The sequence below is a fragment of the Paraburkholderia ferrariae NBRC 106233 genome (assembly GCF_000685035.1).
GTDB lineage: Bacteria > Pseudomonadota > Gammaproteobacteria > Burkholderiales > Burkholderiaceae > Paraburkholderia > Paraburkholderia ferrariae.
Genome location: NZ_BAYB01000002.1, coordinates 63,659 through 83,819, shown reverse-complemented (window position 1 = coordinate 83,819; position 20,161 = coordinate 63,659). Strand labels below are relative to the sequence as shown.

The window sequence follows — 20,161 nt, the reverse complement described above, 5'->3', positions numbered from 1 at the left end:
CTTCGTCTTGACTCAGAATGGATACTGCGGCACGGTCTCTTTGACCGTCACCCATTGCCAGTGCGTGTACTGCTCCCAGTCGGCAGGGCCGCCCACGCTGGTGCCATTGCCCGAGGCGCCGGTGCCGCCGAACGGATTGATCACCTCGTCGGCGACGGTCTGGTCGTTAATGTGCAGCAACCCTGTATGGAGCCGTTCGCCGAGTGCCATGGCGCGGCCCACCGAAGCCGAGATCACGCCCGCCGACAAACCGTATTCGGTGTGGTTGGCCAGCTCGACGGCTTCGTCGTCGGTATCGAATGCAATCACACTCGCGACGGGCCCGAAGATCTCTTCGTCGAATGCACGCATGCCTGGCTTCACGTTGGACAGCACGGTCGGCATATAGAAAAGCCCCTCGTGCGTGGCGCCCGCCTCGACCACGGCGCCCGCCGCCACCGACGCGCCAACGATGTCGACGACGTTCTGCAACTGCCGCCGGTCGATGATCGGGCCGAGCGCCACTTGTGCCACGGCCGGATCGCCAACGGGCAGGTTGCGCGCCTTGTCGGCAAGACGGCGCGTGAGCTCCGCCGCGATGCGGCGATGAGCCAGCACCCGGCCGGTCGCCATGCAGATCTGCCCTTGATGGAACCACGCACCGAACGCGATCGCCGAGACCGCCTTGTCGAGATCGGCATCGTCGAGCACGATCAGCGAATTCTTGCCGCCCAGCTCCAGCGACACCTTCTTCAGATGACGCCCCGCCAGTTCGCCGATCTTGCGGCCGGCAGTGGTCGAACCGGTGAACGCGAGCATCGGCACGCCGGGCGCCTCGACCAGCGCCTGCCCGACATCCGCGCCGCCCGGCAGGACGTGCAGCAAACCCTTCGGCAAACCTGCGGCGGCCAGCACTTCGGCGATCACGAAGCCGCCGGCGTAGGGCGTGCGCGGATCGGGCTTGACCACCACCGCGTTGCCGACGGCAAGCGCCGGTGCCGCCGAGCGCAGCGACAGTACGAGCGGGAAATTGAACGGCGAAATCACCCCGATTACGCCAAGCGGCAACTGGCGCGCAATGCTGAGCCGGCCCGGCGCGCTCGGCAGCACCCGGCCGTTGGCTTCCAGCGGCATCGCCGCGGCGCGCTGCAGCAGCACGATCGCCTCGCGCACCTCATGCTCGCCCTTCGCCAGGATGGCGCCGGTTTCGCGCGCAATCAGCGTGGCAGCGGCACCTGCATGCTCCTGCAAGATCGCTGCGGCGCGATGAAACACGGCGGCCCGCTCACGTGGCGGTGTGGCAGCCCATGCACGCTGCGCTGCGCGTGCCGATTTCACGGCGACCGCAACGTCCTCGGGCGTGGCCTTCCCGACCTGATGCAGCGGCCGGCCGCTAGCCGGTTCGACGACTTCCAGCAGGCCGGGCACGCTGACCCAGTCTCCGTTAAAGATCGCGCCGCGCCACGTATCGGCGTTGGCGAGCGAGAAGCCGGACGGATTGTTCATGACGAATGTCTCCCGTAGTAATTGGATGGGGCCTGCTCAGATTGCCGTGGCGGCCAGCCCGCCATCGACGGGCAGATTCACGCCGTTGATCCAGCGTGCGGAATCGGAAGCAAGAAACACGATAGCCTCGGCGACCTCGTCGGCGTAGGCGGGCCGCTTCATCTTCGCGGCGTCGGCCGCGACGCGCTCGGGTCCGAGCATCGCGACGAAGTCGCCGAGAATCGGCGTGAAGACGGGGCCGGGGGCGACGCTGTTGACGCGCACCGAATGGCGCGCGAACCAGTCCCGCGAGCGGCGCGCGCTCCAGACGATCAGCGCTTCCTTGAAATACGGGTAGCAGGTGGCCTGCGGCACCGGATGTGCGTCGAGCCATTGCGCGCCCGCCTCGAATCCGGCGGTATCCGCCAGCTCGCGGTGCAGTTCGAGCCGTTGCGGCCACTCCGCGCCCAGGATCGACGCGATGTTGATCACGCTGCCGCCCGGCGCGATGCGGGGTAGCAGCGCTTCGCTGAGATGGCGCAGACCCAGGTAATTCACGCGCGCCACGCTATCGACCGGGGCCGTGCCCGGCACGCCCGCGATATTGGCCAGCGCGTCCACGCGGCCGGGAAGGCTCGCGACCAGTGCGTCGATCGCGGCAGGATCGCCAAGATCGGCCTGATGAAACGCGTCGAGCGACAGGTTGACGGGCTGACGATCCACGCCGATCACGCGCGCGCCGTGAAATCTCGCGAGTCGTGCGGTCTCGGCGCCGATGCCGGACGCCACGCCGGTCACGATCAGGGTCTTGCCGTGCAGGGTCATTGCGCTTGTCTCCTTGGTTTCGGTCGAATGCCGCTCGATACTTTTACACCATAATAGTTACATCGTATAAGTATTTTTTCAAGCGGCATTGCCCCATGGAAAACCCGCAGTGATCCGGGTGCGATTTGGCCGCCCTGCAAGCCCGGCACATGCGCGCGTGCATCAACGGCAGATTGGCGGGTCCCCAGCGATCGGCCAAAGGCGTGCCGCCCCAATCGCACGGGCATCCGGCCAAGGTGGCAGCTTTCGCAAACGTTAGAGATCGAGCACGAGAACGGGAGATCTGGAGCGCGAACAGCACGGCAGGAAGTACTCGCCCGCGAGCTTCTCCTCATCGGTCAGATAGGTATCCCGGTGATCGGGGTGCCCTTCGAGCACCCGGGTCATGCACGTACCGCACACGCCCTGTTCGCACGACGTCAACACCTCCACGCCGGCTCGAGCGAGCGCCTCGACCACCGAGCATCCGGGCGGCACCACGATCGATGCGCCGCTGCTCGCGATGCGCACCTGGAATGCCGTCTCCGCGCCTGGGTCCGCAGGCGCGCCAGCAAAGAACTCATAGTGCAGTCTGTGCTCGGCCCAACCCTGCATGCGGGCCTCGGCCAGCACTGCCTCCATGAAACCGCGCGGGCCACATACGTAAAGGTGGGTTTGCGCCGGGGCCGCCGCGAGCACCGCGGCGATATCGAGCGACTGTCCGGCACCGGCATCGTCGAAGTGGAACTGAACGTGGTCGCGAAACGCAGCGCGGGCCAGCCGCTCCACAAACGCGGTCTTTTCGCGCGAACGCGTGCAGTAATGCATCTCGAACGGCGCGCCCGCACAGGCCAGCTGTTCGGCCATGGACAGGATTGGCGTCACGCCGATGCCGCCCGCGAGCAACAGGTGCCGGCCCGCCTGTGCATCGAGTGTAAAGAGGTTGCGCGGCACGCCGATACGAAGCAGATCGCCTTGCTGCACGCGGTCGTGAATCGCCATCGATCCGCCTCGGCCATGTTCGTCGCGCAGCACCGCGATTTCGTAGCAGTCGTTGCGCGCCGGACTGCCGCAAAGCGAGTATTGGCGCACGAGCCCGCCGGGCAGATGCACGTCGATATGGGCGCCGGCGCTGAAGCCGGGCAGCGGCGCGCGGTCGGGACGCCGCAGTTCGAAGCCGCAAATGCCGTGCGCCTCGTCCCACTTGCGTACGACCTCGACTGTCAATGCTGTCAATGACGCATCGCTCATGAGGACTCCTTCACAGCGGTGATCGGCACAATCGTGCGTCCGGCCGGCTGCCCACGCTCTTCGACCAGCAGGCGGTCGATAACCTTGCGGGAAAGCACGCCGCCCGCATCGATGTTGAGCTTGAGCAGCGAGCGCTCGGGCCACGCCAGCAGGTTCTGCTGCTGGCGTTCGAGCATCTCCAGGTCCTCGGCGAAGATCTTCCCTTGCCCCTCGCGTATGCGGGCGGTGAGATCCGTATCGTCGGGCTGGAAGTTGCGCGCCATCCCCCAGAAATACCAGATCGACGTTTCCGTTTCCGGCGTGATGAAATCGACGACGACCGACGACGCCTTGCGCCCGGCCGGCGCGTCGTAGCCGCCATGCCCCGCGTGCGCCACCCCGACCTCGATCATGACGTGGCTCGGCGGCGTGAAACGGCAGATCTGCCAGCGGTCGACCGGTACGTCATCGGCCAGTCCGTTGCCGCGCAGCGCCATTTGCCAGAAAGGCGGCGCGCTGATGTTGTGCATGAAGCGGCTCGTGACGACTTCATCGCCCTGGCTCACGGTCTTCGGCGGCGCCTCGTCGATTTCCTTCTGGCCGATGCTGCTCGCGTGGACATAAGTCTCGTGCGTGAGGTCCATGAGGTTGTCGATCATGAGCCGGTAGTCGCAGCGGATGTGATAGAGGCCGCCACCGTAAGCCCATGCCGGGTCCTCCGCCCACGGCAGCGGATGGAGCTTCGCCGGGTCGGCCTGCGACGCGTCGCCGGGCCATACCCAGACAAACCCGTATCGCTCAAGCGCCGCATAGCGCCTGACCGGCGGGAAGCCGCCAACCCGCTGGCCCGGCATGCTCGAAGCCTTGCCGTCGCAGCCCATCTCCAGCCCGTGATAGCCGCAAACGAGCCGCCCGTCGCGGACAAACCCGAGGGAAAGCGGCGCACCGCGGTGCGGACAGAAGTCCTCCAGGGCGACCACCGCGCCTCCCTCCCCGCGATAGAAAACGATCGACTCGCCGCAAATCTTGCGGCCAAGCGGCTTGCCGTCGATTTCATCAGGCGTGCACGCCACGTACCACGCATTCTTCAAAAACATCGCCTTCGCCTCCTTTTCCTGGTCTCTGTACGGTTTGGCGAACCCTGAACGGCACCCGCGCGTCAGTCGCATATTCCGTGTACTGAATGTAATTCAGTGTACGGAATGAATAAGGTGCCGACAAGGACGGCGGTATACTGGTTTTCCCGCAACGGGCCGACCCGCCACTCAAGCAGCAAACCCGACGACTACCCGCCCGCTCTTGCCATGAAGAAACCGAATGCCGCCGGCGCAACGCGTCCGCCCCTAGACCTCTACGAAGAACCCGGCCATCTGATCCGCCGCGCGCATCAGATCGCCGTCGCCATGTTTTACGAAAAGCTCGGGCGTGACGTCACCCCGGTGCAATACGCCGTGCTGCGCATGCTCGACGAATGTCCCGGCCTGGACCAGGTGACGCTTGCGCAAAAGGTCGCGCTCGATACCTCGACCACGGCCGACATTGCTGCGCGCCTGGAGGCCAAGGGATGGATCGTGCGGGAAATCTTGCCGCGGCGGCAGCGTCGCCTGTCACTGACCCCCGAGGGCAACGCATTGCTTGCCAGTTTGATGCCGTCGGTGCGCGATCTGCGCGACGGGCTCTTCGAAGGGATGGGCGAGAAGGATGCACTCGATCTGATGAGGCTGCTGAGAAAATTCGTTCACCTGAACAATGAGCAGAGCCGGGCGCCGCTCAGGGCATAGCCCACTTCACCGGGAGTGCATGACCCAAGCACACTGATTACGAGGCCGAAGCCAAGCGCGCACAACGGATCAGCCGACTGCAACTTATGAGGAGATCATCGTGGAGCGCACCAAATTCCTCGCAGCCTCACGGCAACTGGCAGCCGCCGCCGAAATTCTGGCCAAGGCTGGACCTGAAGACTGGCGGTTTGATGCCTTCGAAATGCTCGCGTTCTTTCGCCAGTTCGACCAACCTGGTCCCGGTTTGAATGCCAGCCGAACTTCCGACGACGAGCTTTTCGCGCGCACCGGCGACGCCGCACTTACTATGGCCGGACGTAATGAGTTCGCCGCGTCGCATGCACTTCTTAAACAGGCCCGCTCGCTTCTGTCCGCTACATGAACGGCATCCATGTGTGCGAGTTTCCGTAAAAAAGCCCTCGGCAGCCGAGCCATTACGATAAGTCATCCTATCTAAATATGGGACGCTCCAACATGAACTCGTCCACATGAGGAACTCCCGCGATTTCGCGTGGAGCGTCTCCGCCGTATTTGTCACATCCGTCACGTCGGCAATCAGCCCAGCCTCACGATCGAGGTCATCAGCGAACTACGTGACGATGCATGACCAACCCGCAGATTCGCGCCGCATTATAGCTTTTCCGATATTCTGCGCGATACCTCGAGCAATCGGCCCAGATAGCGATCGACAACCTGCTCCGCCCCCAAGGCCGATGAAAACCAAGTCATTTGGAATCCTGAGTATTTCCATCAATGTGGCGGCACTGCCCCGATGAAATGGAAAGGAGGCACTCAAGGGATTGCTTCCCCCGGGTTAAATCAGGGTTAGGTACTTGGTGGGCCGGGTCGGATTCGCATTGTGGGCGCCCAGGCCCGCCCAGTATGGGATTGGTCAATGTGGCGCTGTTCGGTTACCCCCGGATCTACCCCCATGTAACGGCGGAACACAATGGACGCGGCGTGCGGCAAACGGTAGCCCAACGCTCCACCGCCTGTCGCCTGGGAACCCGTGAACAACGTCGCAAGCTTGCGACACTTGATCCCCCCTAAAGCTGCGACGAAGCGATGATTGGCTTCCGTCCAACGTGTGTAGCGTCATGGGCAGCAACCGCTGTCCCGCAGATTCAGTCCGCAGGCCACCATTGATTCATGTGTTCGCAGTGTAGGAAGCATCCAGACTACTCACCCATGCGCCCGTTTTTCGAGGTATCAACCTAACTCAATCAGCCTCTACGATTCCCGGGGCGTCTTAGATCACCTATTCATCCATTGCGTGAGATTTGGCAACGGTTGCCACCACAGTGAAATCAGCACGCAGAGCGAACTACCGAACAGGAGCCATGCACTCCACACCAGATGGCATACCGTTTTTGCAAAAATTGCAGGATCGTCGTTTGCGATCTGCAGGGACCGGCGCAGGGTCACGATCTGCAGGATGAGTGCGCCAATTGCGATCAGGGTGCTGATGGCGGAAAAAAGTGACCAACGTTCCGTTGCCGTATCGAGAATGAAGAACTTGAGATAGGCGAGTGTCGTGCCGGCGAGAAACACCGTTGCATTTACGAGGGAGGGATGAAAGCCGTTCGGCATTCGTTCGTTCATTTTGGCGCGACCGTTAGCTGGGAACGATTGGCCGACTTTAGCATATGCGTGGCGCCTCCGCGCCTGACGTAGCGGCACCTTCGGCGCCGGCGGCGCATCATGCACGAAAACCGGAGTGGTTCGCAGGGCCGGCGACTACGCGAATCGGCCAGGACTGAAGAGTGTCCGGTGCGGGCATCCCCGTTTGCCGCCCAGAGGGGTGGATTGATGATATTGGCTCATCGCGGCGCGAAACCAGAAAATGACCACCCGGAATTCATCTGCATAACGAATCAACCTGCCCGCCCCCCCCTTCTCCTGCCACTACTCCGAAGCCACCCGCGCGAATCCAAGAGTCAGGCCGAAAGCGTCGAGAATTATCGCCGAAGTCCTGGCCATTCGCTTCGCCATTACCTCCGGGGTCTCTCGCGTAGTGCCCTGGCGAAGCCAGTGCACTACCGTCCAAACCAAGCCCCCGCCTAGCACCGTCAAGCAATCCGCCTCCGCCTCCGTACGAACCCCTTCATAGGGCGGAAGGATGCGGCCGGCGACGAACGTCACCAGGTCATCAAAAAATGCCGACGTCGCCGCGTCGTTAAATACGGTCAGATAGAAAGACTGATGGGCGGACATATGCTCAAGAATCAGAGCAGTTTCCATTTCCATCGATTCGACGAAGGCGACGTTCGGTGGGCTCAGCAGTTTGCCTTGCTCCTCGACGAACGCGAAAGCATTTTCGAGTCTCACCAACGCCGCCCGCTGAGCGGCCGCCTGAAGGTCAGGAAAGTGCTGATAGAACGTGGGGCGCGCGACGCCAGCGCGCTGCACCAATTGAGCAATGCTGCATTTGTTCAGGGGCGCCTCGTCGAGCAGTTCGGTCGCGGCGCGGACAAGGGAATCGTAGCTACGTTGAAAGCGAGGATCGGCGGGATTAGGGCTTACATCAGGTGGCATAAAAAGCTCTAGACAAGTTGATGCGTCTATTTTACATTTGTTCAATAGATTGAGACACGACGTACTGGCATATTGAACATTTGAAAGGTTATTGAAATGAAAGCCGCCGCCCTCGTCCCCCAGCCGCCCCTGAAGCCCATCATCGGTCATCTGATGGAGGTCCTGGGGCCGTCGCCGCTTGCAAAGATGATGGACCTCGCACGAACTTATGGTCCGGTCTATTGGTTCGAGGTGTTCGGTCAAGGTTACTACGTTGTCAGCGGACAAGAGCTTGTGAACGAAGTGTGCGACGAAAGCAGATTTCAGAAATGCGTACACCAATCTCTGCTTGAACTTAGGCCCGCTATCGGGGATGGGTTATTTACAGCATACAGTGATGAACCGAACTGGGCAAAAGCGCATCGTGTGCTGATGCAGGCGTTCGGCCCGATCAGTATTTGGTCCATGTTTGACAAAATGGTCGACATCGCTGATCAGATGTTTCTCCATTGGGAACGATTCGGCCCGGAAACGACTGTCGATGTGTCCGATCACATGACCCGGCTGACGCTCGATACGATTGCCCTGTGCGCGTTTGATTGTCGTTTCAACAGCTTCTACCGTGAAAGCCAGCATCCATTCGTAGATGCCATGGTGAATACCCTCAGCGAGGCGGGAAAGCGCGAGTTGCGGCCAAAACTTGTTTCGAAGTTGATGCTCAGCCGCAGTCGCAAATTCGATTCGGATATCGAACTCATGCGGTCGCTCGCGACCGAAATGATTGAAAACAGACGGCAGAATCCGCGCGGCAGCGATGAAGCGATGGACCTCCTGGACCGAATGCTGCACGGCGTTGATCCAGTCACGGGAGAGAAGCTCGACGATGAGAACATCGTCTTTCAGATGATTACGTTTCTTATCGCCGGGCATGAAACGACAAGCGGACTTCTGTCTTTCGCGACTTATTTTCTCCTCAAGAATCCGGATATTCTTCGGAAAGCACGGGAAATGGTCGATGAAGTCGTGGGCGACGAGGTACCGCGGATCGAACATCTCGCGCGGCTTCGCTACATCGAACAGATCCTCATGGAGACGTTGCGAATCTGGCCAACGGCGCCTGCGTTTGCAGTGACACCACTCGAAGACACCACGTTCGGAGGTAAATACGCCGTTCGTCCAAGCGACATTATCCTCATTCTCACTCCCATGCTGCACAGGGATGTAAGCGTCTGGGGCAAAGATGTCGAAGCGTTTCGTCCGGAGCGATTTTCGCCCGAGAACGCGGAGAAGCTTCCGCCGAACGCATGGAAGCCTTTCGGCAATGGTGCACGCGCATGTATTGGTCGGCCTTTTGCAATGCAGGAAGCCCACCTCGTTTTGATCATGCTGCTTCAACGCTTCGACTTCTCCTTCGCTGATCCGGACTACGAACTGGCGATCGCTGAGACACTTACGCTGAAGCCAACAGGTTTCCGCATAAACGTGCGGCCGCGGGCACGAGGCGTGCAAAGGGTGCCAGGCAAGAATGCTCATATCCCCGTGAGCACTCAAAGCGCCAGCGCAGAGCCAGCTCAGTCAATCTCCGACGAAGACTCGCCGAATATGCTCGTGCTCTTCGGAGGGAACACAGGCTCCGCCGAATCGTTTGCGCGACGCATAGCAGGGGACGCAAATCGCCACGGATTTCATGCCACGTGCGCTCCTCTCGACGATTTCGCAGAAAAACTCGAGGGATATCCTGCTGTTGTAGTCGTAACCGCCTCCTATGAAGGACAGCCACCGGACAATGCAAAATTGTTTGTGCCGTATGTCGAAGCAATGAGCGAGGGTGCGCTGGACGGTGTGAGCTTCGCAGTTCTCGGGTGCGGCAATAAACAATGGGCACGCACATTTCAGGCGATCCCGAAGCGAGTCGACGAGGCCCTCGAAAAAGCAGGCGCCACGAGAGTTCACGTCAGAGGCGAACTGGACTCGGGCGGAGACTTCTTTGGCGAGTTTGACCGATGGTATGCCGAACTGTGGAATCGCTTTGCGATTAGCGCCGGGAAGGAAGTCTCTGTTGTTCAACATGACGACGCTGCACTGAAGGTCAGCTTCGTTCAGAATGCCCGCGAAACATTACTGAATTTTGGTGACATGGCGCACGGGTCGGTCACCGGCATTCGGGAACTGGTAGATCTCCGCGCGCCCGGCAGCCGCTCCAAAATACACGTCGAATTAAAGCTTCCGGAAACGATGACCTATCAGTCGGGGGATTATCTGGCGGTTCTGCCCCGCAACGCTAAAAGCAGCGTCGATCGGGTCTTACGCCGGTTTCGCGTGAGCTGGGACACCCAGGTGGTTATCGAGGGAACCTCGAGTAATCCGCGGCTTCCGCTCGGCCAGGCAATGGGTTGCGGTGAACTGTTTTCGAGTTATGTCGAACTCGCCACTCCAGCCACTCGATCGCAAGTAGCCAGCCTGGCCGCTGCAACCCGCTGTCCGCCGGAAAAAATAGAGCTTGAGCGCCTGAGCGCCGACGAATTCGAAAGCGAGATTCTGGAAAAACGGACGACCGTCATGGATCTGCTCGAACGCTTCGGATCCGTCGATTTGTCGTTCGAAAAGTTCCTCGATATGCTGCCTGCGCTGAAAGCACGTCAGTACTCGATCTCGTCGTCCCCGCTTTGGAAAGCGGATCATGTCACGCTGACGGTAGCAGTGGTCGATGCGCCGGCGCTCTCCGGCAATGGCCGCTATGAAGGGGTGGCATCCTCATATCTTGCGCGACTCAACGCGGGTGACAGTTTGTCCGTTGCAGTCAGGCCATCGAATGCGCGCTTTCGGCCACCAGCCGAAGTGAATGTTCCTATGATCATGATCTGCGCCGGCTCCGGTATCGCGCCGTTCCGCGGCTTTCTGCAAGAGCGTGCGTTACAAAAACAACGGGGCGAAAACGTTGGCCCGTCGCTGCTCTTCTTTGGGATTGATGATCCTGACGTTGACTTTCTCTATCGCGACGAACTCCAGGAATGGGCAAACTGCGGCGTGGTTGAAGTATTGCCGGCTTATTCCAACCGCCCAGAGTACGGTGCTCGCTTTGTTCAAGACAAAGTCTGGCTCGAACGGGAAAAAATCTCGGCACTATTCGCACAGGGGGCCACGGTTTATGTATGCGGGGATGGGAAGAATATGGCTCCTGCCGTGCGTGCCACGCTAGGCCGCATCTATCAGGACGCAACTGGCGAGAACGACGAAAAGGCTAGTGCGTGGGTAGACACGATGGAGAGGGAGCACGGCAGATACGTAGCTGATGTCTTTGCATGACGGCGATACGATTGATGCGGCCTCCGCCTGGCGTGGCGAGGCTGTATCAATCTTTAGATCGCCGAATTTCCGCTGCAATGCACTCATTTTTCCAGAGTCGTTACAGAAGGCTGATCCGCTCGAATCAGCAAAACATCTGGGATCCTGAAAAATTACCCGCCCCATAGATCGTCGTTCTTTCTGAGGCGCACGGGGGGCGGCGCAGTGTCCAGATACGCCGGTAGCCGTAGGTCGGCCGGTGCGCGACATGGGCCTGGATTCCCTCGACCAGCCCGCCATCATCGGTCACACGGACACGACGACCATCGCGCCAGCCAGACGAGTGAACCCGCTTCACCACCGCGGCAGAGCGCGCTACCCCGAGAACTTCGCAGACCGTCCTCATCGGTCGTCCCCTGGCAGCAAGGCGAGCGCGCAATCGGGTTTTTTGAACGGCCCTACTCCACCGCTTCTTTCAGGATTTCGACCTTCAGCGTCGTCCCGAACACCTGGCTAGCGTTGGCGCCATGTCGACGTGCCACAGCCGACACCGATGCTCCCGGCTCCAGTGTTTCCTGCACGACGACGATTGATTTTTTCCTGTGCCGTGCGCCGACGACGGCGCCCCGGCTTACCGCCAGGCACAAGACTATCCCCTATTTCAACAGAGTCCTTGTGTCATCGGGCCCGCGCCTCTCAATTGCTGAAACCATTCGGAAAGCGGACGGGTTAACCATGATCGACCATCAAAAAAGGTCATGCTAACTTCCTTGATCATACGACTTGGTCACATGACCTTATTTGTTGCGAATGCGCCATCTCACCAGAAACTTCGGCGATGAGCTCCGTGTCTGCCGCGTCCGGAACCATGTCATGGACCGCCCGGATGTCGCGACGAAGGCAGGAAGGACGCGCGTGTTCCGTCGACTGACGTGAAAGGACTGTATGGCAAAAGCCGAAACACGATAGGTCAAACGATCAAGTCAAACAGTCAACTTGATGTCTGGGTCATCACCCGAATCAGAAAGCGATGCCGCTTCTGATTTACCCGTCTACGCAACTTTGAGGCAAACATGAACGCAAATATTCAGAACATTCAGGACTCTCTCCCCACCGTCCCCAAGCAGACCAGCGCGCAAGAGATCGTGTCGCTCATGAATCAATACGGCGGAGTCCGGATCAAGAATTATCTGACCCCGGAGCAGGTCGCGAACATCAATCGCGAGGTCGATGGTCCGCTCGAGCGGCTTCGCGAAGGGTCGTCGCACGAAAACGAACTGATCAAGGAATTCCACGGCACCTATACCAAGCGCCTGACGAACATGGTCACGCACAGCAAGACTTTTGGAAACGTGCTGGACGACGAACTCTTTCATGAACTCGGCGAGGTGCTCTACCGCGAAGAGTCCGGCGATTGGTGGCTTTCAACCGCGCAGGTCATCGACATCGGCCCGGGCAACACAGCGCAAATGCTGCATCGCGATGTCGGCAATTTTCCGCCCCTTTGTGCTCTCGGAGTCAGGGGTCCCACGGTGTTTACCAACCTCATGATTGCCCTGACGCGCTTCACCGAGGAAAACGGTGCCACCCGAATTATTCCGGGGAGCCAAAACTGGGACGAGGACTACTTCGACAGCAAGGGCACGCCCGAAATGACCATTGCCGCCGAGATGGATGCTGGCGACGCTCTGCTGTTCAGCGGAAAAGTGATCCACGGCGGCGGCGCGAATGTGACGAAAAACGAGCGCCGACGCGGGCTCACGCTGCCGATGCAACCGTCCTATCTGACTCCGGAGGAAGCGTATCCCTTCATCGTCGACATGGACACCGTGAGAGGTCTGTCGAAACGTGTTCAGCGAATCATCGGCTTCCGCTCGCAATATCCCGCTGGCACGCCGGGCCTGTGGCAAGTCGACTACGACGATATCGCAACGCACCTCGGTCTTTGAGCCACGAACAGACGCGTGCCCGGATGGGGCAAAGGCTAGACGGTGTGTCGGCACGACGCGGGATTTCAACGGGTGCACTCCTCAGATTGGAGGCACCTGAATACGTGGTGATTTGAATAAGTCAAAAGATCAGATTGCAAATCTGATGTTGCCCAAACTAGTTTTCACAAGGAGTCGAACATGGACAGGTTGGCGAAGAAGGACGAGTGGTTCGCAAGAGCCGAAAAGGTCATCCCTGGCGGCATGTATGGTCACCAGAGCGTCAAGTACTTGACGGAAGATTTTCCGTTGTACTTTGCCAAAGCGAAAGGTACGCACCTCTGGGACGTCGACGGCAACAAGTACATCGACTACGTGTGTGGTTACGGCACGAATCTGTTCGGCTACGGCAACGAGCGGATCGAGCAAGCGGCGGCCCTCCAGTTGCAGAAGATCGACACGGCGACGGGCCCCAGCGAGGTGATAGTTGAGCTTGCCGAGGCGATCACGCAACAGATCAGCCATGCCGATTGGGCAATGTTCTGCAAGAACGGGTCGGACGCCACGACAACCGCCATGGTGATCTCGCGCGCCTACCGCGAAAAGCGCAAGATTCTTGTTGCGCGAGGCACGTACCATGGTGCGTCCCCGTGGAACGTGCCCTATACGGCGGGGATCACCAAGGAAGACCGGGCTCACATCGTCTACTTCGAGTACAACGATATCGAGAGCCTCAATGCTGCTGTCAAGAGCGTCGAGGGTGACGTAGCGGCCATCTACGCAACGCCGTTCCGCCACGAAGTACTCTACGATCAATTTTTCCCGTCGATCGAATACGCAAAGGAATGCCGCCGCCTCGCGGATGAGCAGGAAGCGCTTCTGGTCGTCGATGAGGTTCGCACGGGGCTGCGCCTGTCGCGCGACTGTTCCTGGTCGGACTGGGGCGTACACCCGGACCTCAGTTGCTGGGGCAAGGCCATCGGCGGCGGCTATGCGATCGCTGCGGTTCTCGGTTCGGACAAGGCACGAGAGGCCGCGACGAAAGTGTTTGTTACGGGGTCCTACTGGCTCTCGGCTGTGCCGATGGCCGCAGCCATCGAAACATTGCGACTGGTGCGAGAAACGGACTACCTCGAACACACCAGACGGTTGGCGGACAAGCTGCGCGCCGGCGTCGCCGAACAAGCCGAGCGACATGGTTTCGAACTCAAGCAGACCGGGCCGAGCGTCATGCCCCAAATGCTATTCGCCGGTGACGACGAGCTCGTGTCGCGTGGCCGCGCGTGGACTTCGGAAGTCATCAAGAATGGCGCCTACCTCCACCCGTGGCACAACATGTTCTTCACGGCGAGCCACACCGACGAAGACATTGTGCGTACGCTCGAGGCGACCGAAGCGGCGTTTGGCACAATCAAACAGAAGTCGGTTGCATTGAACCGCCTCGATATTCTGGACACCGTGCAGCGTTAGTGCCGGATGCTCTTGATCCGCCTGGGTTTTCCAGGCCAGATCCGGAGCGAGTTTTAAGTGTTTCGGATCCAGCCGGATCCGATCAAGGCACCAGCCGACGAGCGAATTCGGCTGGTGCCTTGATCCATTGTTGCCCGGCGTCGATGGCCAGCGCCTCTTTCGTGAATACATCCACCATCGCTGCGTGCGATCGATGCCGGCTCGTGAATGACCGGCGCTTGCGTGCCGGTCGACGGCGGCCACCTTTATTCCTCGCTGTGAAAAGCGAGTCCTTTTCTGAAGCTTCGTATACCCGATTCGAAGGAGGCTTGTGATGGCAGACACCGGAACGGCGCAGACAATATCCGTTATTGGGCTGGGCGCAATGGGAACGGCCCTGGCGAAGGCATTGCTTGCCGCCAATCATCGCGTCACCGTCTGGAACCGCACGGCTAGCAAGTCCGTGGCGCTTGGCGACGCGGGTGCCCGGATCGCACAATCAGCCGCGGAGGCGGTCGATGCGAGTCAGGTCGTGGTCGTTTGCGTGCTCGACTATGGCGCGTCCGACTCGTTGCTGCGCACCCCGAACGTCGTGGCCCGCCTCAAAGGCAAAACGATAATCCAGCTCACGACGGGCACGCCGGAGGACGCGCGAGATGCTTCGGAGTGGGCCAGGGAACACGGCGTGGCTTACCTGGACGGCACCATCGGCTGCTACCCCAAGGATATCGGCACGCCGGATGGATCGATTCTGTATGCCGGCTCGCGTTCAACGTTCGAAACCCTGCGGCATACTTTGGCGAATCTGAGCGGACATGCGTTGTTCGTTGGAGAGAGATTCGGGAATGCCGCTATTCTTGATGGCGCTGTTGTGGGTTCGTTCTCCCTGGGGGCCACGCTCGGGTTTCTCTACGGCGCCGCCGTGTGTGACGCCGAAGGCATCTCCCTCGACACCTACTTGTCGCTTGCCCTGGCACGTCGTCCCTTCGTTGAGGATACGCTTCAGACGTGCGTGCAGATGATCAAGAAAGGGGATTACTCAGGGTCGCAGGCCACCCTCGACAGTTGGGCCGCGGGTATCGGACAGCTTGTGGAGTACAGCCGCGAATGTGGCACGGACAGCCGCTACCCGCAAGAAGTACTGGCGCGACTCCAGCAGGCCGTCGCCATGGGCCACGGGCAACATGAGCTGGCTGCCGTGTTTGAATGTTTCAGGAAGCCGCGCGGGGACCGGAGTTAGTACGACCTGACTGGTATCCCGTTCCGTTGTTAATCGACCTATATTCACGCAGTATGTTGACGCCAACGGAACGGGATGGGTTCGATGCGAGGCTATCGCCTCGAGCGGAGCGACGTTGTCGAAAGCGCGCTGAACATCGGCTGCAGGTTCAGTAGATCAGGGGACAACGCTCAGGGCATAGCGGCAACTGCGAGGATCACCTTCACGGCTTCATCCTCGATACCTTTGAGATCCGACGGGAAACGGTTGCGCTGAGGAATCAACACGAGCAGCCCCTCGATTTGCCCCGTTATGAGCGCGGCGCGGCGCGCCAGTACGTTCGGCGGCAACTGTGGGTTCACGGCCGCGACGAATTCGCCGATCATGCGGCGCTGGAACAGATACGCATCTTCCATGATCTTGCGCGCGAATTCCTGCATTTGGGCGAGCGCCCAAAAATTGACAAAGAGGCTTTGGGTGCGTGGTTGTTTGCCGTCTTCAATGAGCAGGCGGACAAGCTTCTCCAGCCGTTGCGCGGGTGTGAGCGACGCGTCGGAGTGAAGAATGTTGTCGTAGTTTCTCGAATAGTCCGCGGTGGCCTCGGTAATGATCGCCGCAAAGAGATCTTCACGTGTGGGGAAGTAGTGCTGCAGATTCGATAGCGCCAGTCCCGCACTGGCTGCGACCTTTCGCATGGTGAGCCCGCCGTAACCTTCCGCCGCAAAAATCTCGATGGCGCTCGCAAGGATGCGCGCAACGGTGTTGCGGCCGCGGTCCGTCAACGTACGCGCCGTATCGCCGGTTGGCGACTCCAAAGACGCGTCCCGGCGGCCATTTTTCGAGCCGCTTTCGTCTGTCGTCGATTTCACGGCCATGGGGTTAGTTTCCTGAATTGAGCGGCAAACGCCATACTTCCGTTTGTAATGCTGGATTGTCGGTCACATGACCTCATCCTGGCAAGCGGCTGCTTGACTGCCCTTCAATGCCGAACACCGTCTCAATTCGACCTGAACCGAAAGCGGCAACTCGTGCCGTAACGAAGGTGAACGGCGAGACCGCGTTGCCAGCTTGACGTCCAGGTTTAGTAACGGATTAAAGCTGCGGTAGAACGACAATCGCGAAACGCCGCACCCGGCGCGCCAGATTGGCCGCTACGCGCATGCGACGCAGTACAAGCGCATGAAGAAGGCGCTTCGCACGTTGGTCGGGTGATGAGTGACGTCGAGCGTCAGCTCGATTCAGTCGCCGACACTGGGCGTATCACGCTGCAAGAATTGATCAGCCGCACGAGGCGGATCCTGCCTCGGAAGCAGGAGGACAAAAACAAGCTGTGCGCACTGCATGCGCCAGAGGTCACATGTTTGGCGAAAGACCTTTGGGATCGGTAGCCAGCAATCACTGTGGATTTCGTTCGAGGGCACCAAGGGTATAACGTCGATTGAAGTTCATTTCCTTTTCCCACGCGCGCTCCAACGCACAATAGGCGTAATACAACGAAACGGACATGTAAGACCAGGAAGACAACGCGAATATATAAAAAATCATGTGATCGTCGTCGCCAGGTATATGGTAGAAGTCATAGGTGCTCGCGATAATCTGCGTGGATACCAGCGCCAGGATAACGCCAACGGCATTACGTTTCTCTCCAACGCTCAGCAACCTCTTGACAACGTAAACGAGGTAAACCGAGAACAATGACCACATCACCAGATAGAAATAGGGTTTAGGCTCAACCATAAAACCTGCTGTCCACACAATAACGGTTCCCGCCAGTGCGCTCACCAAATACACGATATCAACAAAAATCGATGGTTTATATCGGTGAGTAACTGCCATCATTCCCGCGACAGCGATGACCGGTGCGCCAAAGCCCCTGGAAAATGCATCACAAAAAAGCGATATGCTATAAAAGATGTGCCCTCCGGTTAAGGCATTGATCATTAAATTCGTTGCCGAGAATGTCACGATCAACCACTCGATCCCGAGAAGGTAATTACGCTTCTTGAGAAACTTCACACCGTAGACGAGGGAAGTCGCTATCAGTGCAAGATCAGCAAGACAATAAAGATAAAATTTTAGTTCCATGACAAATTTCAACGATCGCCAAGAATTTTATTAACTATTACGCTTGTCCACGTTAACACTAATTCTTGCATCACCATCTCGACGCGAGATGGTGATGCCGATATAGGTTAGTTTCGTACTTCGCCTCACGCGTCAAGCGATAGCTGCACGGGAATGTTTCGACGTGAACTGCCGGATAGCAACGCTGCTCAGAAAGATCGGCACCACGAGCAACCCGACGGAAAGCCAGCCAACCGCGTGCAAACCAGCCACGCTGAATACTGTGCCCGCAATTGCAGGGCCGACCGCCAGGCCAAGATTGATTGCTGACGCACAGGTCGCAGTGCTTCTTCCGCTAGAATCCATGTGAGCGAGTGCCGCAAACATATAAGGGCCGACCAATGTCGCCCCGGCACTGATGAGGGCCGTTGACACGAGAAATGCCCACTTGCCGCCCACGCAATACATTCCCAAGCTACATGCGATCAGCAGGACGAGTCCAAAGGCGATCGGCTTGAACAAACCACAGCGATCACCTAGCCAGGTGACGAATACCCCCACTGGCAATTGGGCGGCTGCATTTACCATGAACAGAATGCCGAGTTGGTCTGCTTCAACACCCCGAGTTGTGGCAACCTCTGCGGCGAAACCGAAGAGGGCCGTCTGCGAAACGTAGAGGAGAAATGCGCTCGCCAGAATCCCACGGACCGCATTGGATTTGATGGCATTCCTCGCGACACCTTCCTCGTTTGCATTGATGGCCGAAGGCATAAATGCGCCGAGAAGTAGAGCCATCGCGAGAATGCCGAGCTGAACTGCATCCACCCCGATATTGCCGATCTTCCCATTCACGATTGGCACAATATACATTGCGAAGGAAAATATTACGGCCATCGACTGCGCTACCTGCGCCGTAACTTTCTCGGGGTGCTTAACATGTCCAATTACCCCGTACGCGCAAACACAGCTGACGCCCAAAGCGATTCCGAAAATTAATTTCGCGGCGACAAATATATAAAAATTGTCTGAAAACATTGCGCAAGTTGACGCAATGGCAACCGCGGCGGCAATAACCGTGCCCGATCTCTTGTTCAGCGTCGCCAGGCGCCGCCCCGAAATGATGATGGAAAGGGCAAGACAGAGAAGTACCGCGGACGCAAGCCATCCTGCAAAATTTTCGGAAAGCCCGAACCGGGCCATTGACTCTTCAATGTTGAATGGAAGCAAGTAAGTTGGCGTCCAGACCACAGCCCCCGTATAAAGCAGAGCGATTTTCCGTATTCCCTTAATTTCGTAACTCACGATCTACTCCTTATCGCTTACACGAATGCGAGATCGCGTCGAGGCGTAGAAATCGCCCTCTTGCCTGCATCCGTACCTGCATTGTTTCGAAGAATTCTTCAACGATCGAAAAATCGTCATACAAACTTGCCCGCCCTTCGCCAGCCGAAATTGCCGGTAGGTGATGGAATCGCCCAATTTCCACCTGAGAAACAGGCCAATATCCCACCACCTATGGCGCCCGTTAATCGAAATGCCCGACCTCGAGAAAGTCCTTCATTTTCAACAGTTCATTCGGATCCGACATTTGTCCGCCACGCTCAACAAAGCCTGCAAAAGTAGTTCCGTACGTCCAGCCAAGCAACCGCTGCAATTCCTCCGGGAAGCTCTTCACTCGTTCAATGGGCAACGTGAGGTATTGATTTTCTTCCTGCCGGAGAATCGACAAATCATAAGACATCGTCAGACCGGTTCTTGGTGCATCGCTGGTGTTCTTCCCGCCACCGTGATAGGCGGAGCCAATAAAGAAAAGAGCGTCACCTGCAGCCATGACTGCGGGAATGGCTTCTTCTTGCTTGGGCATGCGCTCGTCATCCCACTTGTGGCTACCCGGGATGACAAGGGTGGCTCCGTTTTCCTCCGTAAAATCAGATACCGCAACCATGACCTGAAACCTGGCTTCACGCCCATAGCTCGGGTGGCGCCAAAGCCACACAGAGTCGTCACGATGCAAGGGCTGCAGACCTTGACCCGGTCGGATCTGAATGGCTTGCGTAACACCCACCTGAATATCGGGAGCGACTTCGATCTGGTTCTCACCGCTCCAGATCTTGATCGGCGTTTGCAGAATATTCCGCGCCGCGCCCAGATAGAGCGGATGCAAAGCGACCTCAGCCATAAAATCCGTACGCGCGAAGAGGCGCGACATTCGCCGCGTCTGCGTACCGGCGAAATACTCATCTACTCCGTTAGGAGCCGACTCAAGCATGTCAAAAAGCGTACTTCTGATACGTGCTAGCAAGTCGGCGCCGAGAAAATTTTTAACGATTGCGCCACCATCCTGCCGGACCGCTTCCGCAAGATCATCAGGAGTGCTATTAATTGAAAGATGCTGCAATGACATGACGACTCCTCAAAAAATC

General features: G+C 58.7%; 16 protein-coding genes and 2 pseudogenes. 7 read left to right on the top strand and 11 right to left on the bottom strand.

Annotated elements, in window-relative coordinates:
- Positions 1 to 12: 12 nt before the first annotated feature.
- From BFE01S_RS00670 to BFE01S_RS00655, 4 genes are all read right to left on the bottom strand, one after another.
- Entirely contained in the window at positions 13 to 1,485 is a 1,473-nt protein-coding gene (locus tag BFE01S_RS00670) for a benzaldehyde dehydrogenase (protein ID WP_028223925.1), read from the bottom strand.
- Positions 1,486 to 1,521: 36 nt separating this feature from the next.
- Positions 1,522 to 2,289: a coniferyl-alcohol dehydrogenase gene (locus tag BFE01S_RS00665; protein WP_028223924.1), complete on the bottom strand. Its 768-nt coding sequence runs from the start codon at positions 2,287 to 2,289 to the stop codon at positions 1,522 to 1,524.
- Between the two features lie 255 nt (positions 2,290 to 2,544).
- The gene (locus BFE01S_RS00660) at positions 2,545 to 3,519 is read right to left on the bottom strand and encodes a PDR/VanB family oxidoreductase (RefSeq protein ID WP_028223923.1); all 975 of its coding nucleotides are present in this window, start codon (positions 3,517 to 3,519) and stop codon (positions 2,545 to 2,547) included.
- Positions 3,516 to 4,595, bottom strand: a complete 1,080-nt coding sequence (locus tag BFE01S_RS00655) for an aromatic ring-hydroxylating dioxygenase subunit alpha (protein WP_028223922.1) — start codon at positions 4,593 to 4,595, stop codon at positions 3,516 to 3,518. The genes BFE01S_RS00660 and BFE01S_RS00655 overlap by 4 nt, the downstream gene beginning before the upstream one ends.
- Positions 4,596 to 4,802: 207 nt before the next feature.
- Here BFE01S_RS00655 and BFE01S_RS00650 point away from each other — a divergent pair, with 207 nt between their 5' ends.
- Positions 4,803 to 5,279, top strand: coding sequence for a MarR family winged helix-turn-helix transcriptional regulator (locus BFE01S_RS00650; RefSeq protein WP_028223921.1), 477 nt, complete (start codon positions 4,803 to 4,805; stop codon positions 5,277 to 5,279).
- A gap of 100 nt (positions 5,280 to 5,379) precedes the next feature.
- Complete coding sequence (locus BFE01S_RS00645) at positions 5,380 to 5,661, top strand: hypothetical protein (RefSeq protein ID WP_028223920.1); 282 nt, start codon at positions 5,380 to 5,382, stop codon at positions 5,659 to 5,661.
- A gap of 872 nt (positions 5,662 to 6,533) precedes the next feature.
- Here BFE01S_RS00645 and BFE01S_RS00640 read toward each other — a convergent pair.
- Both BFE01S_RS00640 and BFE01S_RS00635 read right to left on the bottom strand, forming a co-directional pair.
- Positions 6,534 to 6,881 carry a hypothetical protein gene (locus tag BFE01S_RS00640; protein WP_156966856.1) on the bottom strand — a complete coding sequence of 116 codons (348 nt, stop codon included), beginning with the start codon at positions 6,879 to 6,881 and terminating at the stop codon, positions 6,534 to 6,536.
- A 303-nt stretch (positions 6,882 to 7,184) separates the two neighbouring features.
- A complete protein-coding gene (locus BFE01S_RS00635) occupies positions 7,185 to 7,964 on the bottom strand; it encodes a TetR/AcrR family transcriptional regulator (protein WP_245620997.1) in 780 nt (259 codons plus the stop codon).
- On the opposite strand from BFE01S_RS00635, the gene BFE01S_RS00630 reads away from it, so the two are divergent.
- Positions 7,911 to 11,099 (top strand): bifunctional cytochrome P450/NADPH--P450 reductase, encoded by a 3,189-nt coding sequence (locus tag BFE01S_RS00630; RefSeq protein WP_028223917.1) that lies wholly within the window; start codon positions 7,911 to 7,913, stop codon positions 11,097 to 11,099. The genes BFE01S_RS00635 and BFE01S_RS00630 overlap by 54 nt on opposite strands.
- Positions 11,100 to 11,295: 196 nt before the next feature.
- Here the strand turns inward: BFE01S_RS00630 and BFE01S_RS42420 are convergent.
- Positions 11,296 to 11,738, bottom strand: a pseudogene (locus BFE01S_RS42420) (transposase); the annotation flags it as partial.
- A 413-nt stretch (positions 11,739 to 12,151) separates the two neighbouring features.
- Here BFE01S_RS42420 and BFE01S_RS00620 point away from each other — a divergent pair.
- The 3 genes from BFE01S_RS00620 to BFE01S_RS36875 all read left to right on the top strand — a co-directional run bounded on the left by BFE01S_RS00620 (position 12,152) and on the right by BFE01S_RS36875 (position 15,695).
- The gene (locus tag BFE01S_RS00620; protein ID WP_028223916.1) at positions 12,152 to 13,027 is read left to right on the top strand and encodes a phytanoyl-CoA dioxygenase family protein; all 876 of its coding nucleotides are present in this window, start codon (positions 12,152 to 12,154) and stop codon (positions 13,025 to 13,027) included.
- A 180-nt stretch (positions 13,028 to 13,207) separates the two neighbouring features.
- Positions 13,208 to 14,476, top strand: coding sequence for an aminotransferase class III-fold pyridoxal phosphate-dependent enzyme (locus BFE01S_RS00615; RefSeq protein ID WP_042336939.1), 1,269 nt, complete (start codon positions 13,208 to 13,210; stop codon positions 14,474 to 14,476).
- A 313-nt stretch (positions 14,477 to 14,789) separates the two neighbouring features.
- The gene (locus BFE01S_RS36875) at positions 14,790 to 15,695 is read left to right on the top strand and encodes an NAD(P)-dependent oxidoreductase (protein WP_042336938.1); all 906 of its coding nucleotides are present in this window, start codon (positions 14,790 to 14,792) and stop codon (positions 15,693 to 15,695) included.
- 170 nt (positions 15,696 to 15,865) lie between these two features.
- On the opposite strand, the gene BFE01S_RS00605 is transcribed toward BFE01S_RS36875, so the two are convergent.
- On the bottom strand, positions 15,866 to 16,549 hold the full coding sequence (locus BFE01S_RS00605) for a TetR/AcrR family transcriptional regulator (RefSeq protein WP_028223914.1): 684 nt from the start codon (positions 16,547 to 16,549) through the stop codon (positions 15,866 to 15,868).
- A 214-nt stretch (positions 16,550 to 16,763) separates the two neighbouring features.
- On the opposite strand from BFE01S_RS00605, the pseudogene BFE01S_RS42415 reads away from it, so the two are divergent.
- A pseudogene (locus BFE01S_RS42415) lies at positions 16,764 to 17,044 on the top strand (IS5/IS1182 family transposase); the annotation flags it as partial.
- A gap of 25 nt (positions 17,045 to 17,069) precedes the next feature.
- Here BFE01S_RS42415 and BFE01S_RS00595 read toward each other — a convergent pair.
- From BFE01S_RS00595 to BFE01S_RS00585, 3 genes are all read right to left on the bottom strand, one after another.
- Positions 17,070 to 17,759 (bottom strand): hypothetical protein, encoded by a 690-nt coding sequence (locus BFE01S_RS00595; RefSeq protein ID WP_028223913.1) that lies wholly within the window; start codon positions 17,757 to 17,759, stop codon positions 17,070 to 17,072.
- 132 nt (positions 17,760 to 17,891) lie between these two features.
- Positions 17,892 to 19,040: an MFS transporter gene (locus BFE01S_RS00590; RefSeq protein WP_028223912.1), complete on the bottom strand. Its 1,149-nt coding sequence runs from the start codon at positions 19,038 to 19,040 to the stop codon at positions 17,892 to 17,894.
- 223 nt (positions 19,041 to 19,263) lie between these two features.
- Positions 19,264 to 20,142, bottom strand: coding sequence for a phytanoyl-CoA dioxygenase family protein (locus BFE01S_RS00585; protein WP_028223911.1), 879 nt, complete (start codon positions 20,140 to 20,142; stop codon positions 19,264 to 19,266).
- Positions 20,143 to 20,161: the final 19 nt, after the last annotated feature.

What these genes read in the sequence shown, in the direction of transcription:
- BFE01S_RS00670 (WP_028223925.1), bottom strand. Translation starts at nt 1,485, where the DNA reads ATGAACAATCCGTCCGGCTTCTCGCTCGCCAACGCCGATACGTGGCGC.
- BFE01S_RS00665 (WP_028223924.1), bottom strand. Translation starts at nt 2,289, where the DNA reads ATGACCCTGCACGGCAAGACCCTGATCGTGACCGGCGTGGCGTCCGGC.
- BFE01S_RS00660 (WP_028223923.1), bottom strand. Translation starts at nt 3,519, where the DNA reads ATGAGCGATGCGTCATTGACAGCATTGACAGTCGAGGTCGTACGCAAG.
- BFE01S_RS00655 (WP_028223922.1), bottom strand. Translation starts at nt 4,595, where the DNA reads ATGTTTTTGAAGAATGCGTGGTACGTGGCGTGCACGCCTGATGAAATC.
- BFE01S_RS00650 (WP_028223921.1), top strand. Translation starts at nt 4,803, where the DNA reads ATGAAGAAACCGAATGCCGCCGGCGCAACGCGTCCGCCCCTAGACCTC.
- BFE01S_RS00640 (WP_156966856.1), bottom strand. Translation starts at nt 6,881, where the DNA reads ATGAACGAACGAATGCCGAACGGCTTTCATCCCTCCCTCGTAAATGCA.
- BFE01S_RS00630 (WP_028223917.1), top strand. Translation starts at nt 7,911, where the DNA reads ATGAAAGCCGCCGCCCTCGTCCCCCAGCCGCCCCTGAAGCCCATCATC.
- BFE01S_RS00635 (WP_245620997.1), bottom strand. Translation starts at nt 7,964, where the DNA reads ATGACCGATGATGGGCTTCAGGGGCGGCTGGGGGACGAGGGCGGCGGC.
- BFE01S_RS00620 (WP_028223916.1), top strand. Translation starts at nt 12,152, where the DNA reads ATGAACGCAAATATTCAGAACATTCAGGACTCTCTCCCCACCGTCCCC.
- BFE01S_RS00615 (WP_042336939.1), top strand. Translation starts at nt 13,208, where the DNA reads ATGGACAGGTTGGCGAAGAAGGACGAGTGGTTCGCAAGAGCCGAAAAG.
- BFE01S_RS36875 (WP_042336938.1), top strand. Translation starts at nt 14,790, where the DNA reads ATGGCAGACACCGGAACGGCGCAGACAATATCCGTTATTGGGCTGGGC.
- BFE01S_RS00605 (WP_028223914.1), bottom strand. Translation starts at nt 16,549, where the DNA reads ATGGCCGTGAAATCGACGACAGACGAAAGCGGCTCGAAAAATGGCCGC.
- BFE01S_RS00595 (WP_028223913.1), bottom strand. Translation starts at nt 17,759, where the DNA reads ATGGAACTAAAATTTTATCTTTATTGTCTTGCTGATCTTGCACTGATA.
- BFE01S_RS00585 (WP_028223911.1), bottom strand. Translation starts at nt 20,142, where the DNA reads ATGTCATTGCAGCATCTTTCAATTAATAGCACTCCTGATGATCTTGCG.